Here is a 17,791-nt window from a genome sequence, read left to right as displayed (position 1 = left end):
GATTGTCTTTATGCTGCAAGTTAGCAGTGAATCCTTTGGCAATTGCAACTTGCATATTTTAATCCTTTGTGGCTCCTTATAGCCCCAGACTGCGTTTTAGTCCCCGCCGCCCGGGGGCGAGCAGAAAGCTGAGCAGGAAGATTGAGGCTGCAGTTAGGGCGATGCTGGCACCGGAGGCGATGTTGAGGTAGTATGACAGATATAGGCCGACTACCGAACTGGTGAGCCCAAAAATTACGGCCAGCACTAGGAGGTATTTAAGGGAATTTGTCCATTGATAGCCTGACGCTGCCGGGATCACGAGGAGAGCGGTGACCAGAATAACTCCGACGGTCTGTGCCGCGATCACAACCGTGATCGCGATCATAATGAGCATCGCGAAGTGAAGTTTGGAGCGGGGAAGACCAGTGACTTCCGCCATTTCCGTATCAAAGGCATAAAAGATAAATTCTTTATAAAAAAGTGCTAAGACTAGAAGAATCAAGACCGTAGCTCCGATGATGATAGCCAGGTCAAAACGGGTTATCGCAAGCACAGATCCGAAAAGATAATCAGTCAGATTGGTGGTATAGACCTTCATCGTACTGATGATTGCGATGCCCAAGGCCATTGAGGTTGAGAATAAAATGCCGATGGCAGTGTCTAAAGTTACTTTGGCTTTCTCATGGAGAAGTCCGATAAAGAGGGCCAGGGATATGGCATAAATGTTACCGCTGATATAGAGATCCCAGTGGAATAAATACCCCAGGGCCAGACCAGCCAGTGACCCGTGGGCCAGGCCTTCTCCGATAAAGGACAAACGGCGTAGAATCACAAAAGTTCCTATTACCGCCGTCAGAATACCTATGAAAATTGTGCCTATTAAAGCTCTCTGCATAAACGAAAACTGGAGTGGGTCAAGTAGATAATGCAAGGCTGCTCCCCCTTAATTTTAACTCAAAGAGAATGTTAATGCGCAGAGGAAAGGTGCACAGGCCAAGGCAGCCCTGAGAATGTCTGGGAGAGAATCTGCGGAATCAGGACTTTCTCAGGCGGTCCGAAGGCAATCACACGGCGGTTAAGGCAGAGAACCTGATCGAAATGATGAAATTCCAGGGCTAAAAGATCATGGGTCGTGGTGACGGTGGTAACCCCACCGCCGTGAAGCTCGTCGAGGAGTTCATAGATACTCTGCTGGGTCGGGATATCCAGACCGGACGCAGGTTCGTCCAAGAGGAGAAGTTTCGATTCCTGAGCTAACGCTCTGGCGATAAAAACCCGCTGCTGCTGGCCGCCAGACAAGTGTCCGATCGGCCGGTCAGCCAGATGGAGCATATTAACCCTTCTTAAACTGTCTTCGACAATGAGCCGGTCTTCTTTCTTGGGAAAACGCAGGTAGCCTATGTGGGCAGTGCGCCCGAGCATCACAACTTCATAGACGGAAATAGGGAAGTTCTTATCTATCGACTTAATTTGCGGCACATATCCCACTTGATGACGGCGGCGCCAAGTCCGTGTAGGAGGATGGCCCTGGACCTGTATTGTACCTGTATTAGGCCGGTTTAGTCCCACAATGCTCTTTAAGAGGGAAGTTTTGCCTGACCCATTAGGTCCGATTATGGCAATACAAGCTCCGGTTGGTATCCCTAAATTTATATTTTCGAGCACGGACAGAGTTCCGTAAGCGAGGGAAAAATCCTGAAATTCAATCGCGTATGACACTAACGCAAAACCTCCACCATCTTGCTGGTATTTTTCTTCATCATCCCGATATAAGAATTCGTCTCCGGGGTATTGCCCAGAGTATCGTCATAGAGATCTTGGGCAAATTTGATTCCGGTGTCATGAGCTAATTGCTGCACGAGTTTGGGGTTAAAACCAGCCTCGCTAAAAACAGCCCGCACTTGTTGTTCTTTAATAAAAGTAAGCATTTTCGCTAAATCCTGAGCGGAAGGTTCCGCTGTACCGCTGTGGAGCAGCGGTTCGACTAAGGTTAAGTCATAGCGCTTGGCAAAGTAAGCCCAGGCATCGTGAAATACGACAATCTTTCGATGTTCCGGAGGAATAGACGAGATCTGAGATTTGATCCAGGCATCGAGATCTTTTAGTTCCTGCAGGTAATGGGCAGAATTTTGCTCAAAATACTGTGTGTCAGCGGGAAAGGCTGCACTTAAGGCGGACTGAATTTTTTCGACGTAAGCTATGGTGTTGTTTACGTCCAGCCACAGATGAGGATTACCAACGCTGTTTTGTTCGCGGCCTAAGATGGTTAGCCCGTCTGAGAGCACAATGGTTGTAAGTTCTTTGTTGCCCGCATTTGAGATGAGTTTTTCCAGATAGAGTTCCTCGCCTACACCGTTGGCGAAAAAGAGTTTAGACTCTGCCAGGTGGCGTACATCTTCAGGTCTGGGTTCATATTCATGTGGATCACTTCCGGCGGGGACTAAGTTCACAACTTCAACTTTGTCCCCGGCCACTTGGCGGATAATGTCCGCCAGCGGTGAGATGCTGGTGGTGACAACGGGCTGGGTGGATAAGGCAGGGGAAGCTCCACACCCGGAAATTATCAAACTAAAAACTATAAGCAAAATACTAAGGGGAAACAGGGGTTTGTGCACTTGTGATATACCTCCTTGGGTGAACAAAGCTTGGATAAAATTCTTATTGATATATTATTTCAATAAGCTGAGTTTATTACTTTTTCGAATATAAGTCAAATGCTGTCAGAGGTGGACTATGCTAGATTTAATGCGTTTGTTTGTTCAGGTAGTGGAAGAACAAAGTTTTACTACGGTTGCCCGTAAGCTCGGAGTAAGCCAGCCGGCAATCTCAAATCAAATGCGGGTCTTGGAGGACAAAGTTGGCTCGAAGCTTGTGGTGCGACGGGGTAAAGGGCTTATGTTGACTCCCCAGGGAGAGTGTGTGTTTGTGCATGCTAAGCGTTTGCTCGAAGAATGGGACGATCTGCGCCGGGAACTGGATGCGCTCGCGGGAGAGATTAGCGGCCGTGTCCATATTGGAGCTTCCCACATTCCGGGAGAATACTTACTTCCCTTGAAACTTGCCCACTTTCAAAAGGAATTTCCGAAGGTTTGTTTTAAGATCACAGTAAGTGACAGCCTTGAAATATCTGAGAAACTGATGCTCCAGGAATTGGATTTTGCAATCGTGGGTTCGGTTTATGACACGGACAAGCTGAGCTCTGAGTTTTGGCTGCGGGATGAATTAAAGCTGGTGCTGTCCTCCGGTCATCCATTGGCTGGCATGGAGACAGTTCGCATCGAGAACCTGAAGTCTTATCCAATGATTATCCGGGAGCATGGTTCAGGGCACCGTAGGGCTTTGGAAACAGCTTTGGAAAATCAGGGAATGCGTTTGGATGATCTGCTTGTCAGTCTGGAAGCGGGGAGTACGGAAGCCGTTAAAAATGCAATCCGCTCAGGATTCGGGTATTCCTTTCTCTCACAATTCGCGCTCGAACCGTATGGAAAAGAAGGATTAAAGGTATCTGAAGTCGAAGAGCTAACTATTGAACGAGGTTTTTACCTGCTCACACTGCGCCACAAGAAATTGACCAGTGCTGCAGCTGCTTGTTATCGTTATTTGCGCCAATTGGCGGATTAGAGCATTTTGGGGTGGAGGAGAAGGAAATGTATATTTCCTGTAGCTCGCGGGAAGAGATTTGGGAAATTCCGCAGTCAGGTGCAGCAAAAATTGCCGGCTATTGGAACCCGGAAGAAACACTCGTATGCAAACCTTCTTTTGTTAAATGGCAGAACGGAAAAGTCTCTGCTTTGGGGTTGTGGGACGATAATTTTCGGGAAGAAGAGTTTTTCCCCTGGCATGATTATTATTTAGTGCCGGGTTGGCTGGATGCCCATGTGCATTTAGCTCTCGATGGTATTGACTTTCAACGGTGTTTTGATCGTTGGCCTGAACAAACGGAAATGGACCAGATCATTAAACAGTTTCTGAAACATTACCTGGAATTAGGAGTTGTCGGGATCAGGGACGGGGGAGATCTTCCGGGTTATGCCTGGAGGGCCAAGGAGAAGATAAACACCTCAGAATGGCTTGGGCCGGAAATACTGTCTGTGCGTGAGGCCGTTTATCGGAGTGGGCATTATGGCCGTTTTCTCGGCCAGGGTGTTAACAACTTAAAAGAGTGGGAAGAAACTAAAGACGTTTTTTTCGAGAAAGGTCTTGACCAACTCAAAGTTATTGTTACAGGACTCATAAGTTTCCATCGTTATGGAGTCGTTGGCCCAGTTCAATGGTCTGTCACAGAACTGCGACAACTCGTACGGGATGCTCACGAGCGCGGATTTAAGGTGATGGGTCATGTTAGCGGCACAGACGGGATTTCCGTAGCCATTCAAGCGGGATTGGACTCAATTGAACACGGGTATTATGTGACTAAAGAACAACTGCAGGAAATTTCCGACAGGGGGATTGCCTGGGTTCCTACTGTGGCTCCTGTCGGGAACCTCTTGACCAGGTCCACGCGCCGCTACACCTTGGAGGAGAAAGAAATTCTGCGCCGTATTTTAAGGGGACATCTTGAGAGCATTTATGAGGCTTATACTCGTAAAGTAAGTCTGGGTATTGGTACAGATGCCGGCGCTTATCATGTTCCTCACGGTGACGGTGTTTTAGATGAAATGACGTGGTTTGCTGAAGCAGGGGTACCTACTCTGGATGTGCGCAAGATCGCCACTTTGGGCAATGCGAAAATATTGGAATGGGAGGGTTTCGGGCGCTTGGAACCGGGAGTATTGATGAATAGGTTGCAACTTAGCGACCAACTCTTTCGCACCAAGACTTTGGACTAAAACGCTAACCGTAACGATCAGGACAAAACAGTCCTGGTCTTTTTTATCTAAAATTCAGATTTACAAACGAAGATTAGAATTGATTGAAAGTTTCTAAAATGTTATTGACGAGTTTTGCAGGCTCATGTTAAAATGCATTAGCCATATGGTGAAGCCTATAGTCCACATTGTGAACTTTCTAGTTTTTATCCCCTCACATCAGCACCATTGGGTATTTAGGTTTATTTAGGAGGTGTCCCATGTCTACAATACCTGAAAAGCCGGCTGAGAAACAGAGTGGAGTTCAATCGTTGCGCCGTGCTCTTGGAATTTTGGATGTCTTTACCTTCGATAAATCCCAGCTAAGCATGGCTGAGATTTGTGCATCAGTCAATCTGCCGCGCCCGACTGTTGCCCGCTTGCTTACGACATTAATCGACGAAGGGTATGTCGTGCGCAATTTCCGTAAATACAGTCTGGGAGTGAAATTGTGCCGTCTGGGCGCGATAGCTCAGCGCTCGCGCGAGCTTAAAGAAGTGGCGTTGCCTGTGCTTAGGGAAATGCGAGACTGTTATGGAGAAACCGTATACATAGATGTGGTTGAAGGTTTAGAGAGACATTGTATTATGTCAATTGAGGGCAATCAAGCAATTCGGATAATTGTTCCGGTTGGGCAGCGTTCTCCGCTTCATGCCGGCGCTGATGGCCGGGTGCTTTTAGCTTATCAGCCAGAAAAAGTTATAGAAGAGTTAATTAAACAAAAATATTTCACAGCCATTACTGATCATACCATTACCGATTTGAAGCTATTGAAGAATGAATTACAAAGGATTCGTGACCAGGGATTTGCTGTTAGTTATGGTGAATGGGTTCAAGGAAGTGTGGCTATATCTGCTCCCATTGTAGATGAGACCGGAGATGTCGTTGCCGGGGTATCTATGTCTGTGCCTGATTATCGAACGCATGAACAGGTGATCGATACATATATCAAGGCTGTACGCGATGCTGCAGTACAGATTTCCAAGGGATTAGGCTTTATGGATTGCCTCTAAGGCTCATATACTGTAAACCAGGTGGGAGGTGAGTAAGAGAGCGAGGGAGGATGGGCCTAACAGGGATCTTAGCAAATTTAGCAAAAGAGGCGATAATATGTCAGATAACCTTTCAGCATTAGAATCTGCATTAAAACAGTTAAAAGAGGCTGGACAAGCAGCAGGAATTGACGATGATGTTCTGACAATGCTTCAGGAACCTCAAAGAGTGTTCATTACTACATTTCCGGTGCGGATGGACAACGGTAAGGTTCGCTTTTTTAAAGGATTCAGAGTACAGCATAGCCATGCGCTTGGGCAAACAGGAGGCGGAACCCGTTTTCATCCGCAGGAAACTTTAGATGATGTTAAAGCATTAGCCTTGTGGATGAGTGTAAAAAATGCCTTGAACGGTATTCCGGCGGGCGGGGGTAAGGGTGGAGTTATCTGTGATCCTTCTGAACTTTCGTGTACTGAAAAAGAACGCGTCTGCCGCGCTTACGTGCGCGCTGTCGCACCCATGCTTGGTACGCGCACGGACTATCCAGGTGCAGATGTGGGTACGGATTCCGAGATGATGAGCTGGATGCTTGATGAATGGGAACAAATTCACGGTTTGAATCATGAGCCGACAGCTATCAGCGGAAAAACGGTGGTCTTAGGTGGTTCGCAGGGAAGACCACAGGCAACCGGTCTGGGCGTGTGCTTGTCTGTGAGGGAAGCGTTAAGGCTTCAAGACCGCTCTCTCGAAGGTGTTAAGGTAGCTGTTCAAGGTTACGGCAAAGTTGGATCATGGGCTGCCCGCCTCCTGCAGGATGAAGGGGCTGTTCTGGTAGCGGCAGGAGATTTTTACGGAAGTATTTATAATCCACAGGGTATTGATGCTTATAAACTGGATGAGTTTGTCCAATCTACAGGAAGTGTCTTGAGCTATCCTCAAACGCAAAAACTCGATTCCTCTACAGATGTTTTGTTTGTAGAATGCGATGTGCTGATACCTGCCGCAATTCAAAGTACGATTACCGCAGATAATCACCATAAAATTCAAGCCAAACTAATCGTCGAGGGAGCAAATGGGCCAGTAACGCCGGCAGCTGAAACAGAACTTTTAAAGCAGGGAGTGATCATCATTCCTGATATTTTAGCTAATGGTGGTGGCACCTCGATAGCATATTTGGAACGCGTACAGGGGGTTCAGAATTATTACTGGACAGAAGATGAAGTTGTAGCTCGCTATGAACAACTGTTTGTCCGCAAGTTTAAAGAGGTCTATGAGACTGCCCAACAGGAAGGCCTTTCCTTGCGCATGGCTGCCTGGGCCAAAGCTCTGAGAACTCTCGCGGAGGCGATAAAAGCACGGGGCTGGGTATAAGTCCCGGGTAAAGGAGGGGTAAAGTGGATCGAGTGCAAAAAGCCTTAAAACCGATTATTTAGGTATTAGCCGTTATACTCTCTCTGTTTGTAATGTATACGGCTATCACAGTTCCCTTGGTCGCAATGCGTCAGCGGGCGGTTGTACTGATGTTTAGTTTGTTCCTTATTTTTCTTATTTACCCATGGCGCAAGAAAAGTAACGGTATAAGCTGGTTGAATCTGATTTGGGCTGGTTTGGGGTTAGCTGTAACCTTTTATGTAATAAGGTGACCCTGAAAATGTTGTTTATAACATATTAAAAACAATTGTTGAGAAAAAAGCTGAAATTGCGAAAGTCCATGAAAAAGGTAACAGTATTGTCTTGGAAAAAGCCTTAGACAGTATCTCGATTCCTTTGCATCCCGGGGCTAAAAAATATTATAAAGAAAAAGGCGTAATTTAATAAGTTAAAGAGAAAAATAATCGTTTTAATGAAGAAGGCGCTACGGGGCCTTTTTCATTAAAGTCGACTGTAAAAGGAGGCAATAGAATGCCGGGAAAACCTAGTGTCAAGATTTCCATCGATAAAAAAAGCTGTAAACGCTGCGGCATCTGTCAGGGCCTGTGCCCGCAAGCAGTGTATAGCCTAGCCAAAGACGGCTCCCCTGAGGTCACGAACCCGGAGCGCTGCACTTACTGCCGCCTGTGCGATTTACGGTGCCCGGATTTTGCCATCACACTGGAGGTGTTAGCGTGAACAGACCGGTCGGAGTACAATTCATGCAGGGCAACGAAGCCTGTGTTTACGCAGCGCTTGATGCCGGGGCCAAGTTTTACGGCGGCTATCCCATCACCCCATCATCCGAGATCGCGGAACTGTCAGCCAAGTTCCTGCCGCAGGTGGACGGAGTTTACCTCCAGATGGAAGACGAAATCGGCAGCATCGCCGCCATCATCGGTGCTTCCGCTGCCGGCCAGAAATCCTATACCGCCACCAGCGGTCCCGGATTTTCCCTCATGCAGGAGAACCTTGGTATGGCTGTGTATGCCGAAGTCCCGCTCGTCTTAATCAACGTCATGCGCAACGGCCCCAGCACCGGACTGGCCACCCGTCCGGCCCAGGGGGATGTCATGCAGGCCCGCTGGGGCACGCACGGGGACCATCCCATCATCGCCTTAAGCCCGGGCTCGGTTCAGGAATGTTATGACCTGACTGTGAGAGCGTTTAACCTCTCAGAAAAATATCGGATCCCGGTCATCCTTTTAGGGGATGAAGTCATCGGGCACATGCGGGAAAGCTTAACCATTCCGGAAGCAGACAAACTGGAAATCATCAACCGCAAGCTGCCCACGGTCCCAGCCCAAGGGTACAAACCCTACCAAACCGATGAAGATGACATTCCGGCCATTCCGCCTTACGGCACCGACTACATCGTCCACATCAGCAGTTCCTGCCATGACGAGAGCGGCTATTCCCACAGTGCCCCTCAGACCGCAGACAAACTCGTACAGAGGCTGCACCGCAAGCTCGAAAAGAACAAAGAGGACATCATCCAAGTGGAATGGTTCGGCCCGGAGCAAGCCGACCTCACCATCATCGCCTATGGCGCAATTTCCCGCGTAGCCAAGCAGGCCGTAGTAAGCGCCCAGGCTCAAGGGCTCTCAGTCAACCTATTAAGGCTCATCACCCTCTGGCCCTTTGCCGATGAAGCAGTTAAACAAGCTTTAGGGAAAGCCAAAGCAGTCTTAGTGCCTGAACTCAACTTAGGGCAGGTCGTCCGTGAAGTCGAGCGTCTTAACACCGTTGGCACTCCTGTTCATTCCCTCTCCAGAATCGACGGGGAAATACTGATCCCGGCCCAGATCATGGAGAAAATCGGGGAGGTGCTCAAATAATGGCCTTAAGCTACAAAGACTACCTGGAACAGAGCCAACTGCCCCACATGTGGTGCCCGGGCTGCGGGGACGGCATCATCCTCAGAGCCTACACGGAAGCCTTGGCTGAATTAGACCTGGCACCCAAAAATGTCGTCACCGTCACCGGCATCGGTTGCTGGGGCAAAGCGGACGACTACCTCTCCACCCAAGCTTTCCACGGCACCCACGGACGGGCGTTAGCCTTTGCCACCGGGATCAAAACCGCCAACCCGGACTTAACCGTCGTAACCCTCATGGGAGACGGAGATGCCGTCACCATCGGGGGCAACCACTTCATCCATGCCGCCCGCCGCAATATCAACCTCACCGCCATCGTCACCAACAACTACAACTACGGCATGACCGGCGGCCAGTACTCCGCCACCACCCCGCTGGAAAGCAAAACCACCACTTCCCCCAATGGAGTCGCTGAACCAGGGTTTGATGTCTGCTTCTTAGCCGAAGCGGCTGGAGCCAATTTCGTCGCCCGGACCACAGTTTACCATGCCGTAGCTCTTAAAAACCTCATTAAAGAGGCTATACTCCATCCCGGCTTTAGCCTGGTCGAAGTCATCAGTCCCTGTCCAACCTATTTCGGGCGCTTCAATGTCCACCCGAGCCCGGTCAACATGATGAACTGGCTTAAAGAGAAAGCCATACCCGTCCGGAAATACCGGGAGCTGCCCCTCGAAGAACAACACGAACACTTCGCTGTCGGCAAGCTTGTCAAGAAAGACCGTCCAGATTTCTACACAACCTACAGACGCATCAATGGCAGCAAGAAAGGTGCAGAGGAGGGTGATACGAATGGGCGCTAAACAGTGGCAAATCGTCTTGGGCGGCACGGGCGGCCAAGGACTCATCCTCGGCGGGGTAAGCTTAGCTAAAGCTGCAGTAGCGGAAGGGAAGAACGCGGTTCAGACCCAGACCTACGGGATTCAGACGCGCGGCGGCTATTCTCAGGCTGAAGTGGTTATCAGCGAAGGGACCGTGTATTTCCCGAAGTGCGATAACCCGGACTTGGTCCTGGCTTTAAGCCAGGCAGCCTATGACCGCTACAAAAACAAGATTTCCGCAGACTGCATCGTCCTCTATGACAGTGATGCCGTCACCAGCAAAGGGCGCGCCCAAGACTTGGGGTATCCCTTCCAGGCCAAAGCGATTGATTTAGGGAATGAGAAAGTAATAAATTCTCTGGCCCTGGGCGCAGTCTTAAAATTGTGCCCGGTGGTGAGCAAGGAAAGCATGGCTAAGGTCTTAGAAGGAGCGCTCCCGGCCAAAGCCTTAAACTTAAATTTACGGGCGATGGAGTTAGGGTATAGCGAGATTATAGAGTAGTGAAAAAGAAACCTCCTAGGAGGTTTCTTTTTTTGTGGGGTCTTTTGAGGAAAATATTAGAAATAGTCTTAAGGACAGGTTGTATAAAAGGAAAGAGTTTGTTACGATAGATTTACTACGACAGTTTTACTACGAATGTTTTATGTACGTAATTTTTATCCTTACTCCCGAGGAAGGAGATAAAAGTTGGATTGGTTTAGCAGTGACTATAATTTGCTTGCCCACAGGGCTGTTGAATCATATAATTGGGCTGCCGCGCCCCAGACTCTGTTAATTTATGGACCTGCCGGGGTGGGCAAGACCAAACTCTTATCCTGGCTGGTCTCCAACATGAGAAAATCCGGCGTCCGCGTCAATTTCCTCAACGCTTTACATTTTTCACGCCAATTTTCCCAGGCAGTCCAGGAAAAAAATCTATCTCCTTTGCGCTCCAAATGGCGCAGCAGTGAGCTTCTGCTCGTGGACGGGCTCGATTTATTACCTGGAAAATCAGCCAGTATTGAGGAACTGTATCATACATATGAACATCTAAGCCAGCGAGGGGGGAAAATGGTTTTCTCCCTGCGTGCTGATTCTCTTCACCTAGAATTCTTGGGTGCCCGGTTTGCTTCCAGGCTTATGAGTGGAGTAGTTGTGGGCATTGATTATCCTAAGTCTTGGGAATTGGAGAGGTTTATTGAAATTGAAGTACGGCGTCTGCGATTGGCGCTTGAGCGTGAGCTTATCCCTGCGTTGGCGCAGCACGTGAAAAATCCTCAAGAAGCTAAAGCAGAGCTTGGAAATTTTATCAGGTTTGCCTCAGCTAAGGAAGATGCCCTAAGCTATCATTGCTTTTCCCAGTATTGGTGTGAACGTACTGCCAGAGAAGAAACTGCCTTGCATCCGGACAATATCGTTCGTTTAGTGGCTGAGACGATGCAGGTGCCTATTCAGGAGATTAAAGGGAACAGTCGAAGGTCTCGTCTTAATGAAGCTCGGCAAATAGCGATATATTTAATACGGACTTATACCGACTTGTCGTACTCCCAGATCGGAGCATATTTTGGGCGTGGTCATACCGCCATGATAGAAGCCTGCCATAGATTAGAGAGTAAAACGAGTGAGGACCCACAACTTGATTCAAAGGTTAAGAGGTTCAGCATGGTGCTTGAAGAAAGGGGAGGCTCAGCCATGCTCGATGGCATCCAAGATTTCCTTGGAGGTGGCCTGTTTCCCAGGAAACCCCGCGGATGACCTACATAAAAGTGGGGAATAATTTTGGACGAAGGAGTGATAATTAACATGCCTGACACTCTTAAAAGTATTGCTGTTCTCACCAGCGGAGGGGACGCGCCGGGGATGAATGCTGCTATTCGCGCCGTTGTGCGTAAGGGGATTTATCATGACTTAAAAGTGTATGGGGTAAAACGCGGATATGAAGGTTTAATCCACGGAGAATTCCGGGAGATGAATCTCGGCTCGGTCGCAGATATTGTGCACAGGGGTGGAACTGTGCTCATGACCGCCCGCTCCCCTGAGATGAAGACTCAGGAAGGGCAGCAAAAAGCAATTGAGCAACTAAGAATGCGCGGGATTGACGGGCTGATAGTTATTGGAGGAGACGGTTCTTTTCGGGGAGCTCAGGCTCTCTCCGCTCAAGGAGTTAAAGTTGTAGGTGTTCCGGGCACGATTGACAATGATATTGCAGGGACAGACCTGACCATCGGGTTTGATACTGCGGTTAACACCGTGGTCGAAGCTGTGAGCAAGATTCGTGATACCGCTACCTCTCATGAACGTACATTTATCGTTGAAGTGATGGGAAGGGATTGTGGCGGTATTGCTCTACAAGCAGGCCTGGCCTGTGGGGCGGAGTCAATTTTAGTGCCTGAGATACCTTTTGATTTGGACGATATAATCACCAAGCTGCGCCGCGGACACAGACGCGGCAAGAATCACAGCATCATTTTGGTGGCTGAAGGTGCTGGCAGTGCATACAAATTGGGAGAAGAACTGCACACTAGATCTGGATTCGACACCCGGGTGACGATCCTGGGACATTTACAGCGGGGCGGCAATCCCAGCGCTCTGGACGGCGTATTGGCTTCAGGCATGGGGGGCAAGGCAGTGGAAATCCTGTTGGCTGGAGAGAGCGACATGATGACAGCGTATGTTAATCAAGAAGTTACAGGTGTACCTTTAAGCATAGCTTTCGGTCCCCGCCGACCCTTTAACCGCGCTCTTTACGATTTAGCCGGAGAACTCGCTATTTAAGTGCACACAACCGGTAGATATTATGTAGTTCGGCACCGAAACTCACGGATTTTCAAGATTCAGGAGGCTTATCAATGTACGGTCGAAGCTCTACAGAGAACTATCTGAGTTTGGATTACACCGGAATGATACAGACCCAGCATAACCCCAAAGGGTTTACCCAGGAATCCCTGGTGCATTTGCAGCCTCTGCTAAGGCAAGCCCGTTCCGCTTTGCTAGTCCAAAGGGAAGAAGGAAGGCTTGATTTTTCCAAACTCCTCCCGCTAATGCAGTCAGAGCTCGCGGATATTATAAAATATGCAGACTGGGCTGCCCAGAACTTTGATAATTTTGTGGTTTTGGGTATCGGCGGCTCAGCCCTCGGACCGATGGCGGTGCAGCAAGCCTTAAACCACTATTATTACAATGAGCTGCCTGCGGTAAAGCGCCATCACCGTCCGCGCCTTTACGTTCTCGATAATGTCGATCCGGTCCGCTTGCGGGATTTGCTGGAAACGATTAACCTCAAACGTACACTGTTTAATATAATATCTAAATCAGGTAACACTTCGGAAACCATGGCTCAGTTTCTGATCGTGCGCGACCTCCTGCAACAGGAGTGTGGGGAGGAGTTTGCCGCTAATATTGTGGTGACTACAGATCCGGAGAAAGGAAACCTCCTGCCGCTGGCACTTAAGGAAAATTACCACCGTTTCGCCATCCCCCCCGGTATCGGCGGGCGCTTCTCAGAATTGACACCGGTAGGTCTGCTTCCGGCAGCGATGTGCGGAATTGATGTGAAGGCCTTCCTCCAAGGGGCTCTGGAAATGGATGCCTGGGTCCAGGAGGAACAAGGGCTTTTTGACAATCCGGCCCAGATACGTGCGGCTTTAAGCTATTTATCCTGGCAGGACGGGAAAAACATCTCGGTATTTATGCCTTACTCAGATGCCCTTAAAACAATGGCAGACTGGTATGCCCAGCTTTGGGCGGAAAGCCTCGGCAAACGCTATAACCGCCAGGGTCAGGAAGTTAAGCTGGGTCAGACTCCGGTCAAGGCTCTGGGAGTGACTGACCAACACTCGCAGATTCAGCTCTATACTGAAGGTCCGGATGACAAAACAATCACCTTTGTGACTGTGGAAGAGTTTGCTGCTGACGTAAATATTCCGGCAGATCCGATTGCTCTACAAGACATTGCTTTTTTAGGTGGGCACACTTTAGGGGAGTTAATGCAGGCCGAACAGCGAGCTACGGAATACGCGCTTACCTTAGTCGGCCGTATGCATCAGAAAATAATCTTGCCAAACGTAAATGCCCGCTTACTAGGGCAGTTGCTTTTGCTCCTAGAATGGGAAACAGCATATATGGGAGAGCTCCTAAATATTAACGCTTTTGATCAACCCGGAGTGGAAGAAGGCAAATTGGGAACATATGCCTTAATGGGGAAGAATGGATATGAACAAAAGAGGAAGGATATCATGGCAGCAGGGGAGAAGCATTTTTGTTTAAGCTATCCAAGGTTGGAGAATTAGGCTCCGGCGCTACCAAGAAATACCTCGTATCACTGATAAAGTGGTACGAGGTATTTCATTTCATTAATAGTTAGCCCTTCAAAGTTTTAAAGGGAGGATTTTTCTTGTTTTTGGTCGAATTGAAACTGTTGAGGTGAAAAACGTGGAACCTTTGTTTGCTTTGGATATTGGTACGCGTACGGTTGTAGGTCTTCTGATGGAAAAAAACGGGGAAGGATATGAGATTTTAGCCAGCGCGCGCACGGAGCACAGGCAACGGGCTATGTACGATGGACAAGTACACGATGTGGAAGAGGTGGCTCAGGCGGTGCGCATCGTCAAAGCGGAGTTAGAGCAAAAATCCGGTTATGCTTTGACGCGAGTCGCGGTTGCGGCTGCCGGACGTGCCTTAAAAACAGAAGTTGCCTCAGCCCTTCGTCAAGAAAGCTTGCCTGTACGCTGGGAAAAAGAACCTGTCTTGGCTTTAGAGATGGAAGCGGTGGAACACGCTTTGCGTCAAATATCCGCGACAGCCGACGAAGCATCCCTAAGCTATCACTGTGTCGGCTATAGTGTTATTGAAAGATGGCTGGAAGGGCAAGAGATTGCCAGCCTCATCGGTCAGAGAGGTAGAGATGCTAAGGTATCGGTAATAGCCACTTTCTTACCCCGGATGGTCATTGATGGCTTGGTAGCAGTGTTAGGCCGGGTGGGGCTGGAAATGGAAAGCCTTACTTTGGAGCCGATAGCCGCCGGGCAAGCTGCGATTCCGGCTAATATGCGCCGTCTCAACTTGGCTTTGGTCGATATCGGTGCGGGTACGGCCGATATTGCGCTGACAAAGAATGGATCCTTTTTCGCGTACGGTATGGTGCCGATGGCCGGGGATGAGATTACAGAGGGGATCTGCGGACATTACCTCCTTGACTTTCAAATCGGAGAGAAAATAAAGCGTGAACTCGCGCATAAAACACAGTTGTCTTTTAAAGATTTTTTCGGGATGAAAATTACCCTAGCTCAGGAAGAAATACTAAATATTATCAGCCCGATAGTTAGGAAATTAGCCGAGCAAATTGCAGGCTCAATTTTGGACTTAAACCGTGGGGTACCCCAGGCAGTGATCCTCATCGGAGGGGGAAGTTTGACCCCGCTCCTGCCTCAGTTGCTGGCGGAAAGGATTGGTTTGCCGCCCGCACGGGTTGGGATTCAAGTGCGGGAAAGGATCTCAGGGGTCTTGGGAGAGAAGGGTGTGAAAGGGCCGGAAGGAATAACTCCGGTGGGCATCGGCATCTCGGCCCTGGAAGAGCAAGGACTTCACTATTATTCCGTCACAGTTAATGATGCTTTAGTGCCGATTTTTGAATTGCAGTTGGCTACGGTAGCTGAGGCTTTGCTCGCTGCCGGAATCCAGCCCCGCTCATTTTTAGGACGCCCGGGGAGAGCCCTGACCTTTGAATTAAACGGAGAGATGAGGATTGTGAAAGGCACCCTGGGGCAGGCGGCGCAGTTGACAGTAAATGGGCGGAGCGCCAGGCTTGAGGAAACCATAAAACCTGGAGATGATGTTAGCTTTATTCCCGGAACTGACGGGGAAGACGCACGAACCAAGATTATAGATATCCTTACTTTTCCTGAGGGCAAAAAAATAAGCTGGAATGGGCAGGAAGAAGAGTTCCTACCTTCAGTACTGGTGGATGGCAACAAGGCCGTGCCCCTAGATGAAATTACAGACGGGAGCAAGTTAACATATCTGGAGAATGAGGACTTAGAAGATCTCCTTCAACAAAAAGGGCTTGCTCTGGGACCGGCTCAGTCCCTGACCATCAAAGTGAACGGGCAGAGCAAAACGCTAACCCCTATGCGGGAAATCAAGGTTAATGGAGAAATTGTTCAGGAAAACTGCGGGCTTAAAAGCGGAGACAGAATTGAGGTAATAGAAAAGCCCATTCCTGTAAAGGAAGCGGGCTTACAAGCGGTTCCGTTGATTTTCCATGTTAACGGTCAGGAGGTTGTTTATCCTCCACAAGGGTTTGATGTGCGCTGGCGGGGCCGGGAGGTTTCCTTGGAGGAGGCAATAGTGGACGGCATGGATTTAAGAGTGGAAGGGTTCAAAACAATGCCTATTTTATCTGAACTATTGCCTTATGTAACGATTCCGGATCATGCGCCTGCCACCAGGCTCGTATTAACGGTGAACGGGCAGGAAGCTGAGTTTACAACGAAGCTGCATCCGGGGGACAGGGTAACCGTCTCCTGGAGTTAGATCGCTTTACCGAGCGCAAGGCTGAAAATCAGAATAATAAAAACCAGGAATGTAAGCACTGCGTAGAGGTAGTCCCTTTCTTTAAGGAAAATGACAGTAGAAGCAGCAACCCTGAAAATTGGGGTGGCTATCAGGAGCAAAAGGCCAAAGCTCATGATAGCTGCGGGCTTAAGTCTCATTAGGCCTTCCCACACACCGGTAACTGTGTAGGGAAAAGTGCGGGCAGGGTAGCCTGAACCATAAATAAAGTAGAGAATAAGGCCAAAGCCTATAAAAGAGGCTGATAGATAAATCCCAAAGCGGAGACTTGAGCTGATGAAAAGCTCGGGATCGAAGCTTTCTTTTTTGGACATTTACACCCACCACCCTTTCCACAGCATTTGTAGGGCTACATACAGCAGGATCGGGATAAATAAACGCCGCAATGTTTTGTTATTAAGCCTTTCCATTATTCTGGTACCGGCCAAGGCACCGATAAGCACTCCTAAGGCTACCGGACCTGCTGTCAGCGGGTTAATGTCCCCTTTAGAAAAATAAACTCCGGCTGAAGCGGCGGCCGTGACTCCGATCATAAAATTGCTGGTGGCCGTAGATACTTTCAGCGGAAGTTTCATGAACATATCCATTCCAAACACTTTGAAAACTCCTCCGCCGATTCCCAACAGGCCTGAAAGAATTCCCGCGCTATACATTATGGCCCAGCCGGGGTAAATACCCGTTACTTTGTACTCAATAACCTGGGACAATCTTTTGTCAAAATAGCTGCCATTAAGCTTGAGACGCTCTGCCAGAGGATGTGCTTCAACCGGGGTATCAGCAGAACCTTCTCTTGATCTAAGCATATTGCCTGCAGAATAAAACATCAGTAAGGAAAATGTAATATAAAGTGCTTTAATACTGATGAGGTTTGCGATAAAAGCTCCGGTAATAGCCCCTAAAGTGGTGGCCGTTTCCAGGAACATCCCTATCCTGATATTGGTTAGTTTATCCCTGACATACGCCATTGCTGCTCCGCTGGAAGTAGCGATTACGGATACGACACTGGCTCCGATTGCTTCATGAATATCCAATCCTAAGACTAGGGTCAATGCTGGAATTATGATAATCCCGCCACCAAGACCGAGCAGGGAGCCAATAAAACCGGCGACAATAGCAAACAGAAAAATCAAAGTAGTGCTAAAGAGCAAAGAGATCATCTCCTCTGCTCAATTTTAGCACTTGCGCGAATGTTCTTCAAACTACCATGCCCTCGGCGAACAAATCCCGGATTGTTAGCAATTGCCGCTATCGACGTTTATATTCTAGTGAATAAAGCAGGGGCTACCTAAAATTTGTTTTTTTAGGTAGCCCAAA

At 48.7% G+C, this 17,791-nt stretch carries 17 protein-coding genes and 1 pseudogene; 13 read left to right on the top strand and 5 right to left on the bottom strand.

The window, feature by feature from the left end; translation table 11 throughout:
• Positions 1-76 precede the first annotated feature (76 nt).
• The 3 genes from ACYQ2N_RS21735 to ACYQ2N_RS21725 are packed head-to-tail and all read right to left on the bottom strand — an operon-like array spanning position 77 to position 2,597.
• Entirely contained in the window at positions 77-913 is an 837-nt protein-coding gene (locus ACYQ2N_RS21735) for a metal ABC transporter permease (RefSeq protein WP_460001527.1), read from the bottom strand.
• Between the two features lie 35 nt (positions 914-948).
• Positions 949-1,701, bottom strand: coding sequence for a metal ABC transporter ATP-binding protein (locus tag ACYQ2N_RS21730; protein ID WP_460001526.1), 753 nt, complete (start codon positions 1,699-1,701; stop codon positions 949-951).
• Entirely contained in the window at positions 1,701-2,597 is an 897-nt protein-coding gene (locus ACYQ2N_RS21725; protein ID WP_460001525.1) for a metal ABC transporter substrate-binding protein, read from the bottom strand. Before ACYQ2N_RS21725 ends, ACYQ2N_RS21730 begins: the two co-directional genes overlap by 1 nt.
• Before the next feature lie 118 nt (positions 2,598-2,715).
• Here ACYQ2N_RS21725 and ACYQ2N_RS21720 point away from each other — a divergent pair, with 118 nt between their 5' ends.
• The 13 genes and pseudogenes from ACYQ2N_RS21720 to ACYQ2N_RS21660 all read left to right on the top strand — a co-directional run bounded on the left by ACYQ2N_RS21720 (position 2,716) and on the right by ACYQ2N_RS21660 (position 16,438).
• The gene (locus ACYQ2N_RS21720; protein ID WP_460001524.1) at positions 2,716-3,603 is read left to right on the top strand and encodes a selenium metabolism-associated LysR family transcriptional regulator; all 888 of its coding nucleotides are present in this window, start codon (positions 2,716-2,718) and stop codon (positions 3,601-3,603) included.
• Positions 3,604-3,629: 26 nt separating this feature from the next.
• On the top strand, positions 3,630-4,811 hold the full coding sequence (locus ACYQ2N_RS21715; RefSeq protein WP_460001523.1) for an amidohydrolase family protein: 1,182 nt from the start codon (positions 3,630-3,632) through the stop codon (positions 4,809-4,811).
• A 239-nt stretch (positions 4,812-5,050) separates the two neighbouring features.
• Positions 5,051-5,842, top strand: a complete 792-nt coding sequence (locus ACYQ2N_RS21710) for an IclR family transcriptional regulator (RefSeq protein WP_460001521.1) — start codon at positions 5,051-5,053, stop codon at positions 5,840-5,842.
• 97 nt (positions 5,843-5,939) lie between these two features.
• Entirely contained in the window at positions 5,940-7,193 is a 1,254-nt protein-coding gene (locus ACYQ2N_RS21705; RefSeq protein ID WP_460001519.1) for a Glu/Leu/Phe/Val family dehydrogenase, read from the top strand.
• A gap of 285 nt (positions 7,194-7,478) precedes the next feature.
• Positions 7,479-7,637 (top strand): annotated as a pseudogene (locus ACYQ2N_RS21700) (TAXI family TRAP transporter solute-binding subunit); the annotation flags it as partial.
• Between the two features lie 87 nt (positions 7,638-7,724).
• Entirely contained in the window at positions 7,725-7,931 is a 207-nt protein-coding gene (locus tag ACYQ2N_RS21695; RefSeq protein WP_460001518.1) for a 4Fe-4S dicluster domain-containing protein, read from the top strand.
• A complete protein-coding gene (locus tag ACYQ2N_RS21690) occupies positions 7,928-9,070 on the top strand; it encodes a 2-oxoacid:acceptor oxidoreductase subunit alpha (protein WP_459998368.1) in 1,143 nt (380 codons plus the stop codon). The genes ACYQ2N_RS21695 and ACYQ2N_RS21690 overlap by 4 nt, the downstream gene beginning before the upstream one ends.
• Positions 9,070-9,909 (top strand): 2-oxoacid:ferredoxin oxidoreductase subunit beta, encoded by an 840-nt coding sequence (locus ACYQ2N_RS21685; protein WP_459998366.1) that lies wholly within the window; start codon positions 9,070-9,072, stop codon positions 9,907-9,909. The genes ACYQ2N_RS21690 and ACYQ2N_RS21685 overlap by 1 nt, the downstream gene beginning before the upstream one ends.
• Positions 9,899-10,429: a 2-oxoacid:acceptor oxidoreductase family protein gene (locus tag ACYQ2N_RS21680; protein ID WP_460001517.1), complete on the top strand. Its 531-nt coding sequence runs from the start codon at positions 9,899-9,901 to the stop codon at positions 10,427-10,429. Before ACYQ2N_RS21685 ends, ACYQ2N_RS21680 begins: the two co-directional genes overlap by 11 nt.
• Positions 10,430-10,615: 186 nt before the next feature.
• Positions 10,616-11,662 (top strand): helix-turn-helix domain-containing protein, encoded by a 1,047-nt coding sequence (locus tag ACYQ2N_RS21675; RefSeq protein WP_460001516.1) that lies wholly within the window; start codon positions 10,616-10,618, stop codon positions 11,660-11,662.
• Positions 11,663-11,710: 48 nt separating this feature from the next.
• Entirely contained in the window at positions 11,711-12,682 is a 972-nt protein-coding gene (pfkA, locus tag ACYQ2N_RS21670) for a 6-phosphofructokinase (protein WP_460001515.1), read from the top strand.
• A 74-nt stretch (positions 12,683-12,756) separates the two neighbouring features.
• Positions 12,757-14,196, top strand: a complete 1,440-nt coding sequence (locus ACYQ2N_RS21665) for a glucose-6-phosphate isomerase (RefSeq protein WP_460001514.1) — start codon at positions 12,757-12,759, stop codon at positions 14,194-14,196.
• Between the two features lie 142 nt (positions 14,197-14,338).
• Positions 14,339-16,438, top strand: coding sequence for a cell division FtsA domain-containing protein (locus tag ACYQ2N_RS21660; RefSeq protein WP_460001513.1), 2,100 nt, complete (start codon positions 14,339-14,341; stop codon positions 16,436-16,438).
• On the opposite strand, the gene ACYQ2N_RS21655 is transcribed toward ACYQ2N_RS21660, so the two are convergent.
• Together ACYQ2N_RS21655 and ACYQ2N_RS21650 are read right to left on the bottom strand one after the other, a co-directional pair.
• Complete coding sequence (locus ACYQ2N_RS21655; RefSeq protein WP_460001512.1) at positions 16,435-16,791, bottom strand: DUF1634 domain-containing protein; 357 nt, start codon at positions 16,789-16,791, stop codon at positions 16,435-16,437. The two genes, ACYQ2N_RS21660 and ACYQ2N_RS21655, sit on opposite strands and share 4 nt — an antisense overlap.
• Positions 16,792-17,634: a sulfite exporter TauE/SafE family protein gene (locus ACYQ2N_RS21650; protein ID WP_460001511.1), complete on the bottom strand. Its 843-nt coding sequence runs from the start codon at positions 17,632-17,634 to the stop codon at positions 16,792-16,794.
• Between the last annotated feature and the right edge of the window lie 157 nt (positions 17,635-17,791).

The sequence above is a fragment of the Paradesulfitobacterium aromaticivorans genome (genome assembly GCF_054657415.1).
This window is presented reverse-complemented; position numbering and strand designations above follow the sequence as displayed.

What these genes read in the sequence shown, in the direction of transcription:
- ACYQ2N_RS21715 (WP_460001523.1), top strand. Translation starts at nt 3,630, where the DNA reads ATGTATATTTCCTGTAGCTCGCGGGAAGAGATTTGGGAAATTCCGCAG.
- pfkA (WP_460001515.1), top strand. Translation starts at nt 11,711, where the DNA reads ATGCCTGACACTCTTAAAAGTATTGCTGTTCTCACCAGCGGAGGGGAC.
- ACYQ2N_RS21710 (WP_460001521.1), top strand. Translation starts at nt 5,051, where the DNA reads ATGTCTACAATACCTGAAAAGCCGGCTGAGAAACAGAGTGGAGTTCAA.
- ACYQ2N_RS21680 (WP_460001517.1), top strand. Translation starts at nt 9,899, where the DNA reads ATGGGCGCTAAACAGTGGCAAATCGTCTTGGGCGGCACGGGCGGCCAA.
- ACYQ2N_RS21695 (WP_460001518.1), top strand. Translation starts at nt 7,725, where the DNA reads ATGCCGGGAAAACCTAGTGTCAAGATTTCCATCGATAAAAAAAGCTGT.
- ACYQ2N_RS21720 (WP_460001524.1), top strand. Translation starts at nt 2,716, where the DNA reads ATGCTAGATTTAATGCGTTTGTTTGTTCAGGTAGTGGAAGAACAAAGT.
- ACYQ2N_RS21655 (WP_460001512.1), bottom strand. Translation starts at nt 16,791, where the DNA reads ATGTCCAAAAAAGAAAGCTTCGATCCCGAGCTTTTCATCAGCTCAAGT.
- ACYQ2N_RS21665 (WP_460001514.1), top strand. Translation starts at nt 12,757, where the DNA reads ATGTACGGTCGAAGCTCTACAGAGAACTATCTGAGTTTGGATTACACC.
- ACYQ2N_RS21705 (WP_460001519.1), top strand. Translation starts at nt 5,940, where the DNA reads ATGTCAGATAACCTTTCAGCATTAGAATCTGCATTAAAACAGTTAAAA.
- ACYQ2N_RS21650 (WP_460001511.1), bottom strand. Translation starts at nt 17,634, where the DNA reads ATGATCTCTTTGCTCTTTAGCACTACTTTGATTTTTCTGTTTGCTATT.
- ACYQ2N_RS21685 (WP_459998366.1), top strand. Translation starts at nt 9,070, where the DNA reads ATGGCCTTAAGCTACAAAGACTACCTGGAACAGAGCCAACTGCCCCAC.